14 protein-coding genes are annotated in these 17,102 nt (G+C 37.4%); 3 read left to right on the forward strand and 11 right to left on the reverse strand.

Annotation, left to right across the window (positions count from 1 at the left end; genetic code table 11):
- Positions 1-11: 11 nt before the first annotated feature.
- The 4 genes from HMPREF1532_RS08070 to HMPREF1532_RS08085 all read right to left on the reverse strand — a co-directional run bounded on the left by HMPREF1532_RS08070 (position 12) and on the right by HMPREF1532_RS08085 (position 4,621).
- The gene (locus HMPREF1532_RS08070) at positions 12-1,844 is read right to left on the reverse strand and encodes an ABC transporter ATP-binding protein (RefSeq protein ID WP_044097430.1); all 1,833 of its coding nucleotides are present in this window, start codon (positions 1,842-1,844) and stop codon (positions 12-14) included.
- A gap of 206 nt (positions 1,845-2,050) precedes the next feature.
- Entirely contained in the window at positions 2,051-2,989 is a 939-nt protein-coding gene (locus HMPREF1532_RS08075) for a glycosyltransferase family 2 protein (protein ID WP_005927471.1), read from the reverse strand.
- The gene (locus HMPREF1532_RS08080; RefSeq protein WP_005927474.1) at positions 2,986-3,783 is read right to left on the reverse strand and encodes a glycosyltransferase family 2 protein; all 798 of its coding nucleotides are present in this window, start codon (positions 3,781-3,783) and stop codon (positions 2,986-2,988) included. Before HMPREF1532_RS08080 ends, HMPREF1532_RS08075 begins: the two co-directional genes overlap by 4 nt.
- Before the next feature lie 16 nt (positions 3,784-3,799).
- On the reverse strand, positions 3,800-4,621 hold the full coding sequence (locus HMPREF1532_RS08085; protein WP_005927477.1) for an alpha-1,2-fucosyltransferase: 822 nt from the start codon (positions 4,619-4,621) through the stop codon (positions 3,800-3,802).
- A 1,092-nt stretch (positions 4,622-5,713) separates the two neighbouring features.
- Between HMPREF1532_RS08085 and HMPREF1532_RS08090 the strand changes: the two genes are divergently transcribed.
- Together HMPREF1532_RS08090 and HMPREF1532_RS08095 are read left to right on the forward strand one after the other, a co-directional pair.
- The gene (locus tag HMPREF1532_RS08090) at positions 5,714-6,484 is read left to right on the forward strand and encodes a glycosyltransferase family 2 protein (RefSeq protein WP_005927486.1); all 771 of its coding nucleotides are present in this window, start codon (positions 5,714-5,716) and stop codon (positions 6,482-6,484) included.
- Between the two features lie 41 nt (positions 6,485-6,525).
- Positions 6,526-7,503, forward strand: a complete 978-nt coding sequence (locus HMPREF1532_RS08095) for a glycosyltransferase family 2 protein (protein ID WP_005927488.1) — start codon at positions 6,526-6,528, stop codon at positions 7,501-7,503.
- 1 nt (position 7,504) lies between these two features.
- On the opposite strand, the gene HMPREF1532_RS08100 is transcribed toward HMPREF1532_RS08095, so the two are convergent.
- From HMPREF1532_RS08100 to HMPREF1532_RS08115, 4 genes are all read right to left on the reverse strand, one after another.
- On the reverse strand, positions 7,505-8,299 hold the full coding sequence (locus HMPREF1532_RS08100; protein WP_005927491.1) for a LicD family protein: 795 nt from the start codon (positions 8,297-8,299) through the stop codon (positions 7,505-7,507).
- Between the two features lie 10 nt (positions 8,300-8,309).
- Positions 8,310-9,212, reverse strand: coding sequence for a hypothetical protein (locus HMPREF1532_RS08105; protein ID WP_005927493.1), 903 nt, complete (start codon positions 9,210-9,212; stop codon positions 8,310-8,312).
- Entirely contained in the window at positions 9,209-11,029 is a 1,821-nt protein-coding gene (locus HMPREF1532_RS08110) for an aminotransferase class I/II-fold pyridoxal phosphate-dependent enzyme (RefSeq protein WP_005927496.1), read from the reverse strand. The genes HMPREF1532_RS08105 and HMPREF1532_RS08110 overlap by 4 nt, the downstream gene beginning before the upstream one ends.
- Before the next feature lie 180 nt (positions 11,030-11,209).
- Positions 11,210-12,193 carry a glycosyltransferase family 2 protein gene (locus HMPREF1532_RS08115; protein WP_167556081.1) on the reverse strand — a complete coding sequence of 328 codons (984 nt, stop codon included), beginning with the start codon at positions 12,191-12,193 and terminating at the stop codon, positions 11,210-11,212.
- A gap of 221 nt (positions 12,194-12,414) precedes the next feature.
- Here HMPREF1532_RS08115 and HMPREF1532_RS08120 point away from each other — a divergent pair, with 221 nt between their 5' ends.
- On the forward strand, positions 12,415-13,530 hold the full coding sequence (locus HMPREF1532_RS08120; protein WP_025819009.1) for a glycosyltransferase: 1,116 nt from the start codon (positions 12,415-12,417) through the stop codon (positions 13,528-13,530).
- A gap of 6 nt (positions 13,531-13,536) precedes the next feature.
- Here the strand turns inward: HMPREF1532_RS08120 and HMPREF1532_RS08125 are convergent, their stop codons facing one another.
- The 3 genes from HMPREF1532_RS08125 to HMPREF1532_RS08135 are packed head-to-tail and all read right to left on the reverse strand — an operon-like array spanning position 13,537 to position 17,083.
- Positions 13,537-15,498: an LTA synthase family protein gene (locus tag HMPREF1532_RS08125; protein ID WP_005927503.1), complete on the reverse strand. Its 1,962-nt coding sequence runs from the start codon at positions 15,496-15,498 to the stop codon at positions 13,537-13,539.
- Positions 15,495-15,905: a GtrA family protein gene (locus tag HMPREF1532_RS08130; RefSeq protein ID WP_005927505.1), complete on the reverse strand. Its 411-nt coding sequence runs from the start codon at positions 15,903-15,905 to the stop codon at positions 15,495-15,497. The genes HMPREF1532_RS08125 and HMPREF1532_RS08130 overlap by 4 nt, the downstream gene beginning before the upstream one ends.
- On the reverse strand, positions 15,899-17,083 hold the full coding sequence (locus HMPREF1532_RS08135; RefSeq protein WP_005927507.1) for a glycosyltransferase family 87 protein: 1,185 nt from the start codon (positions 17,081-17,083) through the stop codon (positions 15,899-15,901). Before HMPREF1532_RS08135 ends, HMPREF1532_RS08130 begins: the two co-directional genes overlap by 7 nt.
- Between the last annotated feature and the right edge of the window lie 19 nt (positions 17,084-17,102).

Here is a 17,102-nt window from a genome sequence, read left to right on the forward strand (position 1 = left end):
CTGCAATTTTATCAAAGCGACTGCATGTCATTAAGACGTTTATAATACCCATTCAAGGCCAATAATTCTTCGTGCTTACCGCGTTCTACTATTTCCCCTTCATAGAGAACACATATTTCATCCGCATTTTTTATTGTAGAAAGCCGATGGGCTATTGCAATCGTCGTACGAGTTCTCATCAGACGTTCCAACGCTTCCTGTACCAGACGTTCGGATTCCGTATCCAAAGCAGAAGTAGCCTCATCCAGAATCAAAATAGGAGGATTCTTCAAAATAGCGCGTGCGATACTGATCCGTTGCCTCTGGCCACCCGAAAGCTTACTTCCACGATCACCGATGTTGGTGTTGTAGCCATCCTCTTTCTCCATAATGAAGTCATGTGCATTGGCGATCTTCGCAGCCTCAATCACCTGCTCCATAGTCGCATTTTCTACACCGAAAGCAATATTATTAAAGAAGGAATCATTAAACAAAATAGCTTCCTGATTAACATTGCCAATCAAGGTTCGCAAAGCAGAGATACGCACATCCTTTATACTGGTCCCATCAATCGTTATTTCACCTTCCTGCACATCATGATAACGCGGCAACAGGTCAACCAATGTCGACTTACCCGATCCGGATTGCCCTACCAAAGCGATTGTTTTTCCTTTAGGCACAGTCAGATTGACATGCTTCAAGACTTCTTTCTTACCATTATAACTGAATGAAATATCCTTAAACTCAATTTTATCATTCAAGCCGTTCAATGGTTTCGGATTAGGAATTTCCTTTATATTATTCTCAGCCTTCAATATCTTGTCTACGCGCTCCATAGACGCCAATCCCTTAGGAATGTTGTATCCGGCTTTAGAAAATTCTTTCAACGGATTGATAACACTATAAAGAATCACCATATAGAAAATAAACGAAGGAGCATCAATCGTAGAGTTCTTCCCTAAGATCAACGAACCACCGAACCATAGTACAATAACAATCAATATGGTACCTAAAAATTCGCTCATCGGATGTGCCAGCGCCTGCCGCATAGCCACCCGGTTATTGGCATCCCTCAATTCATTACTGCATTTGGCGAAGCGATCCACCATTCTTTTTTCTGCAATGAATGCTTTGATAATACGCAATCCTCCCAGCGTCTCTTCCAATTGTGACATTGTATCACTCCATTTTCCCTGCGCTTCCAACGACTGCCGTTTCAGTTTCTTACCAACCACTCCCATAAGCCATCCCATCCCGGGAAGAACCAACAGAGTAAACAGTGTCAACTGCCAACTGGTGATGATCAATGTTCCAAAATAGAATATGATAAGTATGGGGTTTTTGATCAGCATATCCAGCGAACTGGTTATAGAATTCTCTACCTCCCCCACATCACCACTCATACGAGCGATAATATCTCCTTTCCGTTCTTCTGAAAAAAAGCCCAGAGGTAATGACATCACTTTAGAGTAAACCATAATACGAATATCCCGAACTACTCCTGTACGCAAAGGAATCATGACTGCCGAAGAAGCAAAGTAACAAGCGGTTTTAAGCAAAGTCATAAAAGCCAAAAACAGTCCTAAGAAAAGCAAAGTCATCGACGGACCATTTACCTCAATCATGTGTGATACATAATAATAGAAATTATTCACAGCTATGTCTTTCAAGCTCCCAGTCGAATCCCAAGGCATAAATTCATATACCTTACTATCCATTTCAAATAAAATTTGAAGGATGGGAATCAATAGCGTAAACGAGAATATATTGAATACTGCTGACAAAATATTCAAAAACACGGCTCCCACCACATATCTCCGGTAAGGAGATACGAACCGTTTCATGAGTTGCAAGAATTCTTTCATTAACTTGTACTAAAATGATTTAGGCGACAAAGATAGAGGAAAATCTCCGAAATTCATATCTAAACATCGATAGAAAACACAGGAATTCAACAATTATCTTAATTATAGTTTGTCTGGCACATTATTATCCCCTTCTCATTCATCAGCATGTATTTTTCAACAAGTATAATAAAAAAGCATTATCAACACCCTCCTTTATTCTATCTTTAACGATGTAAGTGTGAAATATTAAATATCTTATCAAATTCATACAGCCAAATAGAAAATACTCCCCCCCGGAATAATTCAGGATGAGCATTCAAAGCTTTCTGCTTCAACCCAACGCGGGTTTTAGCATCTTTCAAAAGTCGTTTTAAAGTACGTCCACCAACAACGTATTGTTGATAAGAGGATAAATTCAGCAAAGATATCATATATTCAAGAATTCGCCCCCCCTCTATAAAATATGCACCCTCTTTTTCTGCCTTTGGGGATACCTTATTGTCATGCTGTCGAAAATAATTCAATTTACGGTTTATACGAATAACATTACCCTGCCGACATATCTCTATCCAAAAAAGCCAATCACCACAATAACGAAACTCTTTATAGCCACCATTCACTTTCGTATAGCATTCTTTTCGAAACAACACCATGCTGGCATTATATACACTGGGGCCCCATAGCATATTCTTTATAAGAAAATCTCTACTCGCAAATTTTGTCTGCAACGGCAATTTAGATGAAAATTTATCCCAATCCAACGCCATGTGTTGTCCATCAGCATCTACCATCTGCGAACCGGTAAAAGCTAAAACGACATCCGGATTTCCTTCTAATGCCGTAACCGTTTCTGTTAAAAAATTCTTTTCAGCAAAATCATCACTTTCAGCAATCCAAATATATTTACCTCGAGCTAAAAGCAAGCCCTTATCCCATTGTTTAAAAGTCGTACCACTATTTTGTTCATTAAACACGATATGGGTAACCCGATTATCGGATTGATATTTTAACAAGATATCACGACTATTATCAGTAGAACAATCATCCAGAAGTATCAACTCGAAATTATCAAAATCTTGAGCCAAGATACTATCAATACGTGACATTAAATAGGCACTATGATTATAATTCGGTACAATTACAGAGACCAGAGGTTCGTTCATCTCAAATATTTATCAATTCCATTATCACACCACTTAACATGGTTTTCCTTTACTACTTCCAGAGCATGCAAATGTTGCCCCTCATTATGGCGGGAAGCCTCCTTATGCCAAAGATGATAAACAATTCCTCCCATCTTTAAAGCTTTCTTTCCAACTCCTGCAAAATGCAAACGATACACCAGCTCTCCATCTTCATGTCCCCAATCCTGCAAATCCTCATTATACCCATTTATTGATATAAAATCATCCCGCCAAAAAGCCAGATTACACCCACGCATATGATCTATGACTTTTGCATACCGTTCTGCCAGGAAAGAGCGCAGTAATCTGGAACGAAAGCCATTCAGGATAAACCCTGCTTTAATTTCCGAAACATTCAGCTTTAAACTGATATCACTAATCAATCTTTTAGTCACCATTGGTCCTAACTTAGTACGGCTTCCACAGACAAAATATCCTTTATCCATCATCTCAATATGATCTTGGATAAAATGACGTTCCATAATTACATCACCATCTATCTGGATGATATAATCGCCTTTAGCTTGCGCAATAGCCTTATTCAAGATTGAAGTTTTTCTAAATCCTTTATCTTCTTGCCAAATATGGACTATAGGAACTTTTAATACTACTCTAAAATCATCTATCAATTTACGAGTATCCTCTCTCGAACCATCATCAGCTATCACAATCTCATCCGGAGAAACCGTTTGAATAGAAGCACTCAACAGACATAATCGTAACGCATCTTCCCAATTATACGTAGAAATCAGCAATGACACTTTTGTATCCATCTCTCTTAAAGTTAGGTTAAACAGTCATGAACAATTTTTCAAAAGAACTAAAATTACTCAATTGCAATGGCGCATTCTTATCCATGATCCAATAAATCGGACGATTATTATAAAATGCAGCCATCAACGAGAAAGTACTCTTTACACCTATTATATAGTCGCACTGAGACAGCAAACACAAGTCCTCCGCCTCATTTCCCTTCGGACAATAAATACTTTTCAGCCCTAAAGCCTCCCTGTAACAATTCACATTTAAATTACGATCATTGGTACAAATAAAAACAGAAACTTTTTTATCAGGAAAATTGTCCAAAAACTGACGTATGTGCTCAATATACACATCATCATTAAAAAAATATTTTCCGCCCATCCAGACCTTATAATCACCTCTGCGAATATGAACGGCCAAACGTACGTCCGTACCGTCTGCTTTTGTATGTTCCTCTAAAAAAGATTTTATTTTATTTAAAACCAAAGATTTAAAGGCAAACATATCTTTAATTTCTGTCCGATATTTCATAAATAATTCAGGAAAACGAAACTGCCAACCATCAATAGCAACCATTCGATGCCTTTTCAACTCTGCAAGTACATCAGGGGTTACATCTGTTGGCTCGTCCAGAAAAAAACACTTTATCAACTGCAATTTAATCAACATTTTTGCAAAAAGATAAACCGGCCAACGGTGATACTTATAATTACAGACTTCAAAGTAACGATATTTATAAGCAAAACGCATTGATACGACTTTTACGTTGTTTTCCTTTCCCCATACATAGGCATGTGCGTATTGCAGAATGTTATTACACATTTGCCCATATCCTTTTACAAAAATCATATTCACAATATTTGTTTTTACTTTTCCTAAGAACTTACTTTCGCTCTATATTCTGCAAAAATAACAATAAAAAACTGATTATTTTAACTTTAAGCCTTAATTCTTCCTACCAAGATGGTTAATAAACTCATAGCCTTTTAATTATTATCACTTTTCTTCTGCTTAATTTAAATTTCCAAATACATACAATAAAAATGTGAAAGACACATGCAGAAATAAAAAAAAGGAAAATACAAGTTTGCAATACAAAAAGAATATCATTTATATTTCCATCTTTGACAAAAACATAAACAAACATTCCTTCATTACTTTAGTAGTCTGCATGAATACAAATAAAAAATCTCCCTCTAAACTTACAATTTGACAAAACGACATTCTTTTTTTCATAGAATCCTTTCGTTAAGAGAAGATACCGGTACGAATGTAAAAAACGCCATTATTCCCTAACTCCTTTTTCCAAAATCATCTATTCACAAGTAATTAACTGACATATTTCTCTTCAATTTCAACATCCGCCGGCAATTCACCATCAGAACCTACATATTTCATACTTTTTTCCATACGAAAGCCCTCCAAAACAGAGAAGCAATTAGAGTCAAAAAGCGTTCTTTCAAAAAGAATTATTTTTTCTCATAGAGAATCTTACCGTTCCTCTACGACTTTCAAGTCGTTTCTCGTAGAGCAACCGGGTTTATCAAGTAGAGACATTCCGACTAAGATACCAAGAAAATATACATATATATTCAATTTAAGCAAAAAATATGCAATAAGAACCGTATATTATCTACATTATCATGCAACCCATTTTCTATTTACTACTTTTTTGCAAAAGTGAATTACAGGAAAACAATCAATACAACAGCAAAATGATAGTATATTCTCTTTTTTAATAACTTTCGCACAAACATCAATCAGTAAATCTAATTACTTCATCACAAGAATCAGACCAATTCTATTCGTTTTAACCCAATTTTTCAACTAATATCTTTCACATCATGCAGATCAAAAACAGAATAAAAAGCTAATTATATAATATTCAATTATAATTCTTTCTATCTTTGCTTTAGAAACGAATCAATAAAGCATATCACAATGAAAATATCAGTTATCATAAATACCTATAACGCATCAAAACATTTAAAACAGGTTCTTGAAGCCGTAAAAGGTTTTGATGAAATAGTTATCTGTGATATGGAAAGCACTGACAATACAATTGAGATTGCAAAAACATTTAATTGCAAAATTGTAACTTTCAAGAAGGGAAACCATAATATCGTAGAACCAGCACGCAACTTTGCTATCCAACAGGCTTCACATCCTTGGGTGCTTGTAGTAGACGCAGACGAAGTGGTACCCGAGCAATTAAAAGAATATCTTTATAAACAGATAGCAAGCCCCGATTGCCCTGCAGGTATTTACATTCCACGCAAGAACTATTTTATGGGCAGGTTCATGCATTGTCATTATCCGGATCATATTTTAAGGTTTTTCAAAAAAGAAGGAACTGTATGGCCCCCCATAATCCATGTGTCCCCTATAGTAGAAGGAACATTGTTTTCGATTCCTGCCAGACGTAAAGAGTTAGCTTTTGTCCATCTGGCCAATGACAGCGTTTCTGATATTATAAGAAAAACCAATGAATATACCCGAAATGAAGTAGAAAGAAAAAAAAATAAAAGATATGGAACCCTCGCATTCTTTTATCGCCCTTTTTTCCGATTCTTCAAAACATATATACTGAAAGGAGGTATACGAGACGGTAAAGAAGGCTTTATAAAAGCCTGCCTGGAAGGATATTATCAATTTGTAATGCTCGCAAAGCTCACAGAACACCATAAAGGCAATCATACAGATAATAAATAAAGTTCACCAAAAAGAATCTAAACACATATATACAAGCCACCATGCAACCTGTTTTTCCTTTAGTTTCAATCATAACTCCAGTGTATAATGCTGAGAAATATTTAAAAACATGTATAGATAGTGTCTTAAAGCAGACTTACACAAACTGGGAACTAATCCTGGTAAATGATGGAAGCACAGACGGCAGTTTAGATATTATAAAACAATATGCACAACTCGATGTCCGAATTAAATATATAGATAAAATCAATGAAGGACCATCCTTATCCAGAAAATCAGGCACAGAGCAAGCAAAAGGGAAGTACATTCAATACCTGGACAGTGATGATTTTCTGCAAGAAAATGCGATTGAATATTTAACTGATAAAGCAGAAGCAACCAATGCAGAAGTTGTTGCTGCCCCTTTCTTTTTCTATTACTCAGAAAACAAGATGGACATTTCCGGGCATTTTTCATTTCAGGAAATGACAGGTATGGAATATTTTAACGAGATTCTTTCAGGAAGAGCTTATTGGAGTGTCTGGTCCAACTTTCTTTCCCGTTCTCTTTTTGAAAGAAACGATATATCATTCGTTCCGGAAATATCTTTCGGTGAAGACGCCATATTAATGGTACAACTATTATATCACACACAAAAAGTAGTAGCTTTGGAACAGCCCATTCTCTATTACAGACAAATAGAGTCGTCCATTTGCCACGATATAACCCCTAAAAGACACGAAGACTTACGAACTTACACCAAGTGGATAGAAAGATTCATGATAGAAAAAGGCTTATACGAATCCTATCGTAACAACCTAATACTAAAAAATATAGAAATGGCTTTTTTATGCATGCATTGGGGATATTATGAGAATGCAGACAAAGATATGAAGCGTATTGTCAAAGATATAAAAAAGCGTCCGCAATTGCTCAAATGCCTGCCGGGAAGACAAAGAAAAATCATCAAAGTATACCGCTTCTCTTCCTGGCTGGGATTTCTAAACCTGATGCATTACAAAAAACAAGGGAAATTATAATTCAATCCAATTCTACATCTGCCGTATGCACCTCTATTTTCTCTATATCCGGTAATTGAAGATAATCTCCATAGAGACGGGTCAGATACTTGTCGACACTTCGGGGAGCAGGAAAGTAGCTCCCTTCAAACTCCACCTGTGAAAGAGGAAACAATTCACTCTTTCTGCGAGATATCGAGAACCAGCTTCCCCAAGTATGCCTGACTTCGTCACGAATACTTACCCATGACCAAAGACGAATCCAGAAATATCTGACCGACAAGAAAAACCACTTCCGGACAATCAGCTTTTCTCTTTTCTGCCTGTCTTTCTCCAAAGCAGCCTTGTCTTTCAGCTTCTGATGCTTTCTGACAAACTTCCGTGCCAGCTTTTCCGACAATGGTTCCAAAGGAAACAAGTCAACATACACTCCTTTATACTTATAAAAGATATCTGCATCATGTGTCTCTTTAATCACAGAATGTAAATCCCTTAATTTCCCAAAAGGATAAAGATAATGTGTATCTGTTTTATGCGTTTGCAAAGCATATTTTGAGTCTATTTCCCGTCCAAGAACTTTCACAAGCTTCAAATAATCTTTCCGAAGCATCTCAATATCCAGATCATCGTCCCAAGGAATGAAGCCGCCATGCCTCACCGCCCCCAAGAGAGTTCCGGAGCTTAACCAGTAAGAGATATTGTGCTTTTTGCATACACCGTCAATATACTTCAGCATTTCCAACATACGTAATTGGTGGTTGCGCAACGATGAACCATCCGGATTAAAACGCTCTCTCAATTCTGCTTGATTGGCCATAACAGTTTCATTAACGGTTAGTTATCATATCGTATATATTAGATGCAAAAAAGACATCATGAAGCCCCAGTCCAATATTATACGACAAAATTCGCTCCTTATCATTTTCCCGGCCACGGCATGTTCCATCAAGTACATCTCCTATCTCATTAAACCATTTAAATTGATTGAAATACCGGAAGCTTCTAACGTGCTCAGTATCGTCAGCAAAAACCTTATCAAAAAACAGATCACAATTTTGAAAGCCACGCGTGTGCACCGGAACCAACAATATACCGGGTTTAAACAATGCATCGTTTCCTATTAAAAGTCCGTCCGCATCAGTGATACAGGACACCAAGACATCCGCATCTTCCACTAATTCCTCCATCGTATCCACAACGCTAAAAACGACATTTCCAAATGTTCTAAAATAGTCAATGAAATACTCTGCCTGATCTTTATAACGAAATAAAACGACTTGAAATATTTCATCCGGGAAACTGCTCAATAGACAAAGCAATGTCGCTCTTGCCGTATTTCCCAATCCGATGAAAGAATATTTCCGGGCGGAAGAAGAACGCAGCGTTTTAATTGCCAACGTAGCTACCGCCCCTGTGCGCATGCTTGTTATCCAATCCGCATTTATCAACGCCAGCAACTCTCCATTTGCACTATTGTAAAGCAGTATATCACTACTTAAAGAAGGGGTTCTACCCAATATACGAGACACTACTTTAACACCGAACCGCTCTTTATCCGAAGGGAGCAAACAAGGCATAGTAGTAAAAAAATCATTTCCTGCAGGGTGCACAGAAACTTTTGCCGGCAATTGGCTATCCTTTTTCATCCGGAAACTTTGTGCAACCCAATCCACACACAAAGAAGGAGAAATAAATAAATTTTCTATTTGCTGGGAATCGATAGTAATCATATTCTGTTATTTATAACGCTCAGCGCGTCAATCAGTCGGTTGTTGTCTTTCTCACTCCGTACCGCAATACGGATATAATTTCCACCATTAAATGCCGATTTCGCAGAACAGTCTTTTATAAGAATATTATGCCGTTCAAGCAACAACCGGGTTAGCTCCCCGGCACTATAGTCAGAAATAATCTCACATAAAAAATAATTGGCTTGCGAAGGGATAACCCTCAGATAAGGAATTTGCTGCAACAAGCCCCAAAAACGTTCCCGTTCCACAACAAACTTCTTACAAGCCCTCTGATAATCATCTTCGTATTTGCCAAAGATTTGCATATAAAATTCGGCAAACGAATTGATATTCCAGATAGCTACATCTTTTCTAATGCTGTCAATCAGTCTGGTGTCAGAAGTAGCAAGTACCCCTAAACGAAGTCCGGGCACACCATAAGATTTTGAAATACTCTTTATTATAATAAGATGTCCATTCTTTTCCAGAATATCATTTGAGAGAAGCGAGTTCAGCTTGCCTTCTGTAGAAAAGTCAACAAATGACTCATCAATAATCAACCGGATATTTTTGCGCTGAGTCCACCTTATCAGATTCTGCACATCCGGTATAGATATAAAATTGCCCGAAGGATTATCCGGATTAATCAACAACAACGAAGAGACAGGCTTATCTTCAAAAAAAGCTTGAAGTTCCTCAACCGTATAAGTAAAATCTTTATTATTCGGAACATATGGAATCACCGTCCGATTATCCAACCGGTTAGGATATTCCTCAAAAGTGGGAAATACCACACCTATGTTACCGCTAAGCTTTTCCATCAGACTTTTAATTAATTCGGCGGCGCCATTACCTACACAAGCAAATCTTTGTTTTATACCAAAATACTTAGCAATCAAAAGACTGTTGACATTCATCCCCGACGGATATTCCGTCAATAAAATATCAAAATTAGCTTTCATTTCCTCCCGCATACGACGAGTAGGGAAATAAGGATTAACCAAATAACAGAAGTCTAAAAGATTAGGGAAGCGCCAATATCCTCCAAAACGTTTCTGATAAAGCGATACTTGTTTTCCAGAAGGAGCAAAAAGAGATTCGGCAATATCCAAGTCCTGAACATCATCTATCTCATACCATTTCTGTCCGGTCAGTGGAAGGGCCTTCAAATCGCAGTTATCCAGCAACGTTATAACACGCAGCACCTGCTCGTAATATTCATTATTGCCCAACGCTTTAGTATAGGCCTCCAGGAACGGAACATAATGTGTCGTTAAGAACTCTTTACTGAATTTATAAACATTCGTAGTTTTATAGTATTGTTCCGCATCACTGTATTTAAATGCTTTCTTCGGTATGAAGTTTACAATGTTATTTTCATCATCCAAACGCACCATTGTACCGTCCATCCAAGTTTCATACTTATCCACCAAAGCTAAATTAGGATAAGGATTGTCCAAGATCAGACGAAATAAAGAGTCTTCAAAAATCAAGTCCGATTCTATCAATAAAGTATCATCTTTCTGCAATTCTTCCTTTGCCAAAGATAAAGAATATATATTATTCGTTTTATCATAAATCTTATTCTCTATATATTCTATGGCAAGTCCATTATAGGTATTTCCTAAAAAAGCCCTCAGTTCTTCTCCCTTATACCCTATTACAATAATGATCCGCGTCAGGGGTAAAGAAGACAGTTGAGTTAAAACACGCTCTATTAAAGTTATTCCATTAACTTTAATCATACATTTTGTATTGTTCTTTGTCAGTTCGCCCAGACGTTTTCCCATCCCGGCAGCCAGAATAACTGCTTGCATGTTTATATTTTAAATATTAATACGTTATAACTTTAAAAGGATAAGAAATCCAATGAATGCAAAAGTCGAGTTTTTTTATAACATGAGCAAATTCTATGCATTAATCTTAATTGAAAGTCAATAATTTTAAAAGCATGAAGAGCACATTATCTATATTTTTCCCAGATATTCGTTTCAACATCAAGGACGCCAATCTTTTTTCTTAAAATAGAAATTGAAAAAGTAGTATGGCTTCCAGAAATAAACAATTTTCCTCAAACGTTTATAACACCGAGGCTCTATCTCTTCTTTCGACAAATAAAGCAAAATTTTCAACTTTTGCCTCATATCCTCAATCGGTTCCCAAAAATACATCACTTTGGTCATCGACAGAATCTGTTTGAATAAAGCAAAACAGATATTTATAATTCTCGTCAATTCAACATAAAGTTCTTTTCCCTCGAACAAAGCCTGTTCTTTTATAAATTGTATCCGTGCAAACTCTGACAAAAAATGATGATACAAGTTCAAAGGCTTAACAGTATGGCAAATACTTCCCTGGCGTTCTACATAAAAATAAAACGCTTTGTCAATCCATGCTATCCTCTGACACAGAAGTATACATTGATGCATCGCCGCCCTATCTTCATAAAGAACTCCCTCGGGAAAAAGAAATGAATCAAACAGTTCCCTCTTAAACAGCTTCGTACAAGCCGAACAGCTCATTTTCTCCTGCATCATTTCCCTTAAAACTTCACGTCGAGAACACAGATAAACCTCCCCGGAGTTAGGATAGGGAGAGTCAGTGTGCATATCCGGATATTCATAACAAAAATTACAATACGTCATATCAGCCTGATTCCGTACCAATGCATCAACCATTTCCTCATACATAGTGGAGGATATATGATCATCACTATCAATAAAACCTATATATTCAGATGTTGCTTCTTTAATACCGGCATTGCGTGCCGTCGAAAGATCTGCAACAGGCAAATGGAGAACTTTGATACGCGAGTCAAGCTTAGCATATGCGTCGCACATTGCAGGAGAATCGTCTGTTGAAAGATTATCTACCAGAATTATTTCAATATCTTTCAAAGACTGGTCTCTCACTGACTCTACACACTTGCGAAGATAATCTGCAGTATTATGAACCGGAATAATAACACTTACTATACTCATTTCCAAACCCTTTTCTATGCATAAATGCATTTAGTTACAACAAAAATACAAATAAATATCCGCCTTGACAAGTTTACAAAAATATTTCTTATATTTGTCGAAAATCCAAGCTACTAATGTCAAAAAAGAATATTTTAATTACAACCTCGGTTTTTCCATACCCACTTAACTCAGGAGGAGCACAAGCCCAGTATCATATGATTAATGCTCTTCGAAAAAAAATGCAAATCTCTTTTGCATATGTTTCTACAAATATAAAAAATGAAACGGCTTTAAAAAAAGAGTGGCCTGATGTAAAATTTCATCCTTATCAAGAGCAGCGCCCTTGCTGGCTCATCAGAAAATACAGAAAGAAAATAAAAAAGCTATACAAAAAGATTGATAATAACAGGGCTATTATAAATCCTTACCTATCTCATTCTTTCGAGGGAGCTATCGATTATGGCTTTGTCCGTTTTTTGCAACAAGTAATAAATGAAGATGACATTGAGATTATACAATTTGAATTTGCAAATTCCCTGAATCTGGCATTTGCATTCCCCGACATTAAACGCATCTATGTGCAACACGAGATCCACTTCATCCGTAACCTAAGATTCATTAAAGACGTAAAAGCCTTATCATCACAAGATTACTACCAATTCAATATGTTAAAGCAGCAAGAGTTGACAGCAATGAACGCATGTACGGGCATCATTACGTTAACAGAGACAGACAAGAACATCCTGAACGAAGAAGGAGTCATCCGGCCCATATTCGTATCACCGGCTATCATTCCTTCTCCTGCTGAAATCTCGGCAGATTACAAATTTTCCAATAGTCTGATTTTCATCGGAGGAGACCAGCACCAGCCTAACTACGAAGGAATTATGTGGTTTCTCGACAATGTATGGAATGATATATTAAAAGAGAAACCTCAAACTACTCTATTCATTATAGGAAAATGGAGAAAGAGAAACCAGAAAATGATCCGTCAGACATATAAGCAGGTTGAAATGACCGGATTTATTCCTTCTATCAGCCCTTACAGCAGCCACTCAATCATGATCGTACCTATACTTACCGGTAGCGGAATGAGAATGAAGATTATAGAGGCCGCCAACAATGGCATACCATTCGTCACCACTCAAGTCGGAGTAGAAGGGCTGACATTTGAGAATGGAAAAGACTGCTACATAGAGAATACACACAGCGCTTTCGCTCAAAGCACACTCACCCTCATGAACGATCCTAATACTCAATTGACATTCAGAACTAATGCTTTTAAAAAGATAAAAGAAGCATATGATACCGACAAACTAATAGAGCAAAGAATGAATGTATATCAACAAATTTGAGAATTATCATTCCACCGTCATCCTATCTCCATTCATCCGCTCCATGTACTGCTGAATGATGGCTTTCAGCTCAAGTTCCATAGCACCTTGCTGTGGTACTTGACCAACCAAGTTTTCTTTCAACAGCTTATCTGTTTTAAAGGCATAAACAGCTACCGTTTTCTCACCGTCGAACTGCAACATATAATCGCCTTTAAAATATTGGTAAATGCCATTATTGTAATTTACCGCATAAGTATCTTCAGCAGGCGTATTCAATAAATCACACCCAAAAGAGACGTAAGGCTTGTCATACCCAAGATAACTCAGTACTGTCGGCATGATATCGATTTGCTGTGCTATGGCATCTCTATATCCTTTTAAATCACCATCCGGAGTATAGAAAATAATAGGAACGGCATAACGGCCGTAATCTGTCCAATATTCAGGATGTTCTGTCTGATTGGTGTGATCGGCAGTCAGCACAAATAATGTATTTTCAAACCATGATTCTTTAGAAGCTTTTTCAAAAAAGAGTTTCAGAGCATTATCCGAATAACGAATACACTTATGTATTTCAAGAGTACCATCCGGAAAAAACCCTTTGTAACGATCCGGAATTACATAAGGGTGATGTGACGAAGCAGTAAAAATACCCGCAGAAAAAGGTTGGGGAAAGCTGCTCATCTTATCAGCAAAGAACTGTAGAAATTCTTCATCCCAAATAGCCCAGTTCCCATCAAAATCATCATCATTCCCATACTCCTCACGCCCGAAATAATCAGGATATCCCACTGCACGTGCATAAGCCTGAAAGCCCATAGAACCGTCTCTCGCACCATGGAAAAAAGCAGTATAATATCCCTTCTTCTTGAGTTCACCACCAACACTCGACAATTTATTCAAGGAGGCAGGAGTCAGAAAAAAGGGTTCTACAAAACGCGGTATTCCCGATAGAATAGAGGGCAGACCATCAATGCTCTGTTGCCCGTTGGCAAAAGAATATTTATAAACAAGACTTTCGGAAACCAAAGAATCCAGAAAAGGAGTGTAACCTTTGTAATTTCCATCCTCAAGCTCTTTATTCAGAGAACCAAAATACTCCTTACCGAAACTTTCCAGCACAAGTACCACCACATTTTTGGAGCGAAAAGTCACACTGTCAGCCGGTACATGAACGGGAGTGAACAGCGCGGTCATCTCCGCCTCATCCGCGAAATAATCGGGAACGACAAATGGTTTCTTTCCGATAGTACGGAATATCGAGAAAGGGGTATTCAATACAATGGCAGTTTCTGCCGGCCGGTTTACATACTGATTGGCATTACTGATTGTAATAGGTCGCACATCCCTTCCTATTCCTCCGCGCATTCCAAAAACACACAAAGGGATAAATGCTACCAACACGATTAAATAAGTCAAGTAATACGTCACCAGCCGATGCTGTGTATTTACCTTCGGAGTGCGATAAAGTTTAAACAACGCATATCCGAAAGCCACAGCTATCAAGACCAGATACCAATGTCGTACCAATTCAATGCCAAAAATCCCCGCCAGATTATCTTCATTGGCAAATTGACTGAAAACAGAAGTAGTAGTACGTCTGTTGGAATACTGAAAATAAACCGTATCTACCAGATTCATTATAATCATTACCATATTGGTAATGACGAATATCCACTTCACAACAGATTGATATTTAGGATTCTCTTTATAATGAAACGGAAAAAGAACCAACAGAATATAAAGGGCATTAGTATAAAGAATAGCCGACGTATCAAAAACCAAACCTCCGCGAAACATTTCCCAAAAATGCGAGAAAGTCAAATCGGTAAAATAATTATGATTCACCCAAATAAACAACAACCGACACAAGCTAAAGCTCACGTATATTAACAACAAATTGACAATAAGAGCCAAAGGCGCTGAAAATATCGTCTTAAAACTGTTCTTCATCTTCTTCTCTCCTAACATTAAATGGAAATTCATTTTTCTTCAAAATTTTCGGCACATTCTTTCTTTTTGTGCTTAAACACCCAGCGAAGTAACAAAAAATTAATCGGAACTGCAACTGCCAATACCAATATAGGAGCTAATATCCGCGAAATTCCGATATATAAAAAGAAATTAAACAAAAACATGTGAATTAGGTAATTGACAAGATGACTCCCTCCAAAACCAATTACTTTCTTAATAGACGGTGCACTGTGGAAAGTCAAATAAGCCGTCAGAAAGAAATTACACACCAAACTTATCAAATAACCGGTCGTATAAGCTACGTTGACATTAATATATACCTGTAACAAATAATAAATCCCGTAATGAATTCCGGCAGCAATCGTTCCAACGAAACAAAAACGGATAAACTCAAACAGTTTTTCTTTATCTTTCAACATTCTATCTTACTTTCTCCGATCTCAATGTAATTTCTAAAACACATCTCATACGATAATTTAAACCAGATAATGGCACAGGGCAACGCTTTCAATGCATAGGGTTGTACAAATTCCTTCCGCAAATAAGCAGGAAACAGATCGGAAGGTGAAAAGCTGGTCAATATAAAAGCAAAAACCATCAGTGCAATATCCCACTTCGAACGCTTCCAGGGAACAGACCAATACCAGATACCAACCCCGACAAAAGCAATAATATAGGTACTGGATTCACTTCCGGTGCTGAACAAAACAACAAATAATAACACGGATGCCAGCAATGCATAGCGAAATGCCTTATATTTATACTGAGCAATACGGAGATAAGGCAATCCAAAAATGATAAGTCCACCGAGTATAAGCCACAAATCGGAATAAGAGGCGCATCCGGAAATTTTACGCACCATGCCAAGCAGAGAGATGTTTTGTCCGCCGGAAAATATATTTTCGGCATTCTTGGCAGACAGGCTATCCCACCATCCTACATATTGGGAAATGATATAATCCGGACTACTGATAGCCATAGGAGCAACAAACATAACCAACGCCCACCCCAACAAAGCAAGGAGAAATTTCACCTTATGCTTGGAAAAGAAGAAAAAGGCCAGTCCGACAATACCATACAGCTTTACAAAAGTGCCCAACATAATAAAGCACGCCGCCCAAATATCCTTCTCTTTCTCTATACAATAGAACGTAGCTACAATAATGGCTGCAATAGCAATATTAAACTGCGACATAAACAGGGCAGTCAGCAACTCATGTGCGCAAAACCAATAAAGAAATATCCGTTTCCGGTCGGGAAAAGGTAATTTACGTATTGCATAATACAAAGACAGGGACAAAACGATCAACCAGAAAAACAGCCCCCACCGTACAGGAAGCATTGCAAACGGTGCAATCACCAAACTAAAAAACGGTCCGTAATGGTTTGTATCCCAATACTCATCATAAGCTACATATAACGGTAACTGCTCGATAGTATGCCAATATACATATCTGAATATCAGAAAATTATTATGTTTCGACAATTTCAGGAGAGTGGCAATGACCGGTAATAGCAACCATAGCCCCAAAAGAGTACGATAATCACTAAAAAACGGTTTTTGTAAAAACAGGTAAAGTCGTTGCACTTGTTTCATAAAATACTCTTATTTCAAT

The organism is Bacteroides salyersiae WAL 10018 = DSM 18765 = JCM 12988, from assembly GCF_000381365.1.
In the GTDB taxonomy this organism is placed as follows: Bacteria; Bacteroidota; Bacteroidia; order Bacteroidales; family Bacteroidaceae; genus Bacteroides; species Bacteroides salyersiae.

Excerpts from the sequence above, each read along its gene's own strand:
- HMPREF1532_RS08105 (WP_005927493.1), bottom strand. The coding sequence starts at position 9,212 with ATGATTACTATCGATTCCCAGCAAATAGAAAATTTATTTATTTCTCCT.
- HMPREF1532_RS08100 (WP_005927491.1), bottom strand. The coding sequence starts at position 8,299 with ATGGCCAATCAAGCAGAATTGAGAGAGCGTTTTAATCCGGATGGTTCA.
- HMPREF1532_RS08135 (WP_005927507.1), bottom strand. The coding sequence starts at position 17,083 with ATGAAACAAGTGCAACGACTTTACCTGTTTTTACAAAAACCGTTTTTT.
- HMPREF1532_RS08095 (WP_005927488.1), top strand. The coding sequence starts at position 6,526 with ATGCAACCTGTTTTTCCTTTAGTTTCAATCATAACTCCAGTGTATAAT.
- HMPREF1532_RS08070 (WP_044097430.1), bottom strand. The coding sequence starts at position 1,844 with ATGAAAGAATTCTTGCAACTCATGAAACGGTTCGTATCTCCTTACCGG.
- HMPREF1532_RS08080 (WP_005927474.1), bottom strand. The coding sequence starts at position 3,783 with ATGGATACAAAAGTGTCATTGCTGATTTCTACGTATAATTGGGAAGAT.
- HMPREF1532_RS08125 (WP_005927503.1), bottom strand. The coding sequence starts at position 15,498 with ATGAATTTCCATTTAATGTTAGGAGAGAAGAAGATGAAGAACAGTTTT.
- HMPREF1532_RS08085 (WP_005927477.1), bottom strand. The coding sequence starts at position 4,621 with ATGATTTTTGTAAAAGGATATGGGCAAATGTGTAATAACATTCTGCAA.
- HMPREF1532_RS08090 (WP_005927486.1), top strand. The coding sequence starts at position 5,714 with ATGAAAATATCAGTTATCATAAATACCTATAACGCATCAAAACATTTA.
- HMPREF1532_RS08115 (WP_167556081.1), bottom strand. The coding sequence starts at position 12,193 with ATGAGTATAGTAAGTGTTATTATTCCGGTTCATAATACTGCAGATTAT.
- HMPREF1532_RS08075 (WP_005927471.1), bottom strand. The coding sequence starts at position 2,989 with ATGAACGAACCTCTGGTCTCTGTAATTGTACCGAATTATAATCATAGT.
- HMPREF1532_RS08110 (WP_005927496.1), bottom strand. The coding sequence starts at position 11,029 with ATGCAAGCAGTTATTCTGGCTGCCGGGATGGGAAAACGTCTGGGCGAA.
- HMPREF1532_RS08120 (WP_025819009.1), top strand. The coding sequence starts at position 12,415 with ATGCAAATCTCTTTTGCATATGTTTCTACAAATATAAAAAATGAAACG.
- HMPREF1532_RS08130 (WP_005927505.1), bottom strand. The coding sequence starts at position 15,905 with ATGTTGAAAGATAAAGAAAAACTGTTTGAGTTTATCCGTTTTTGTTTC.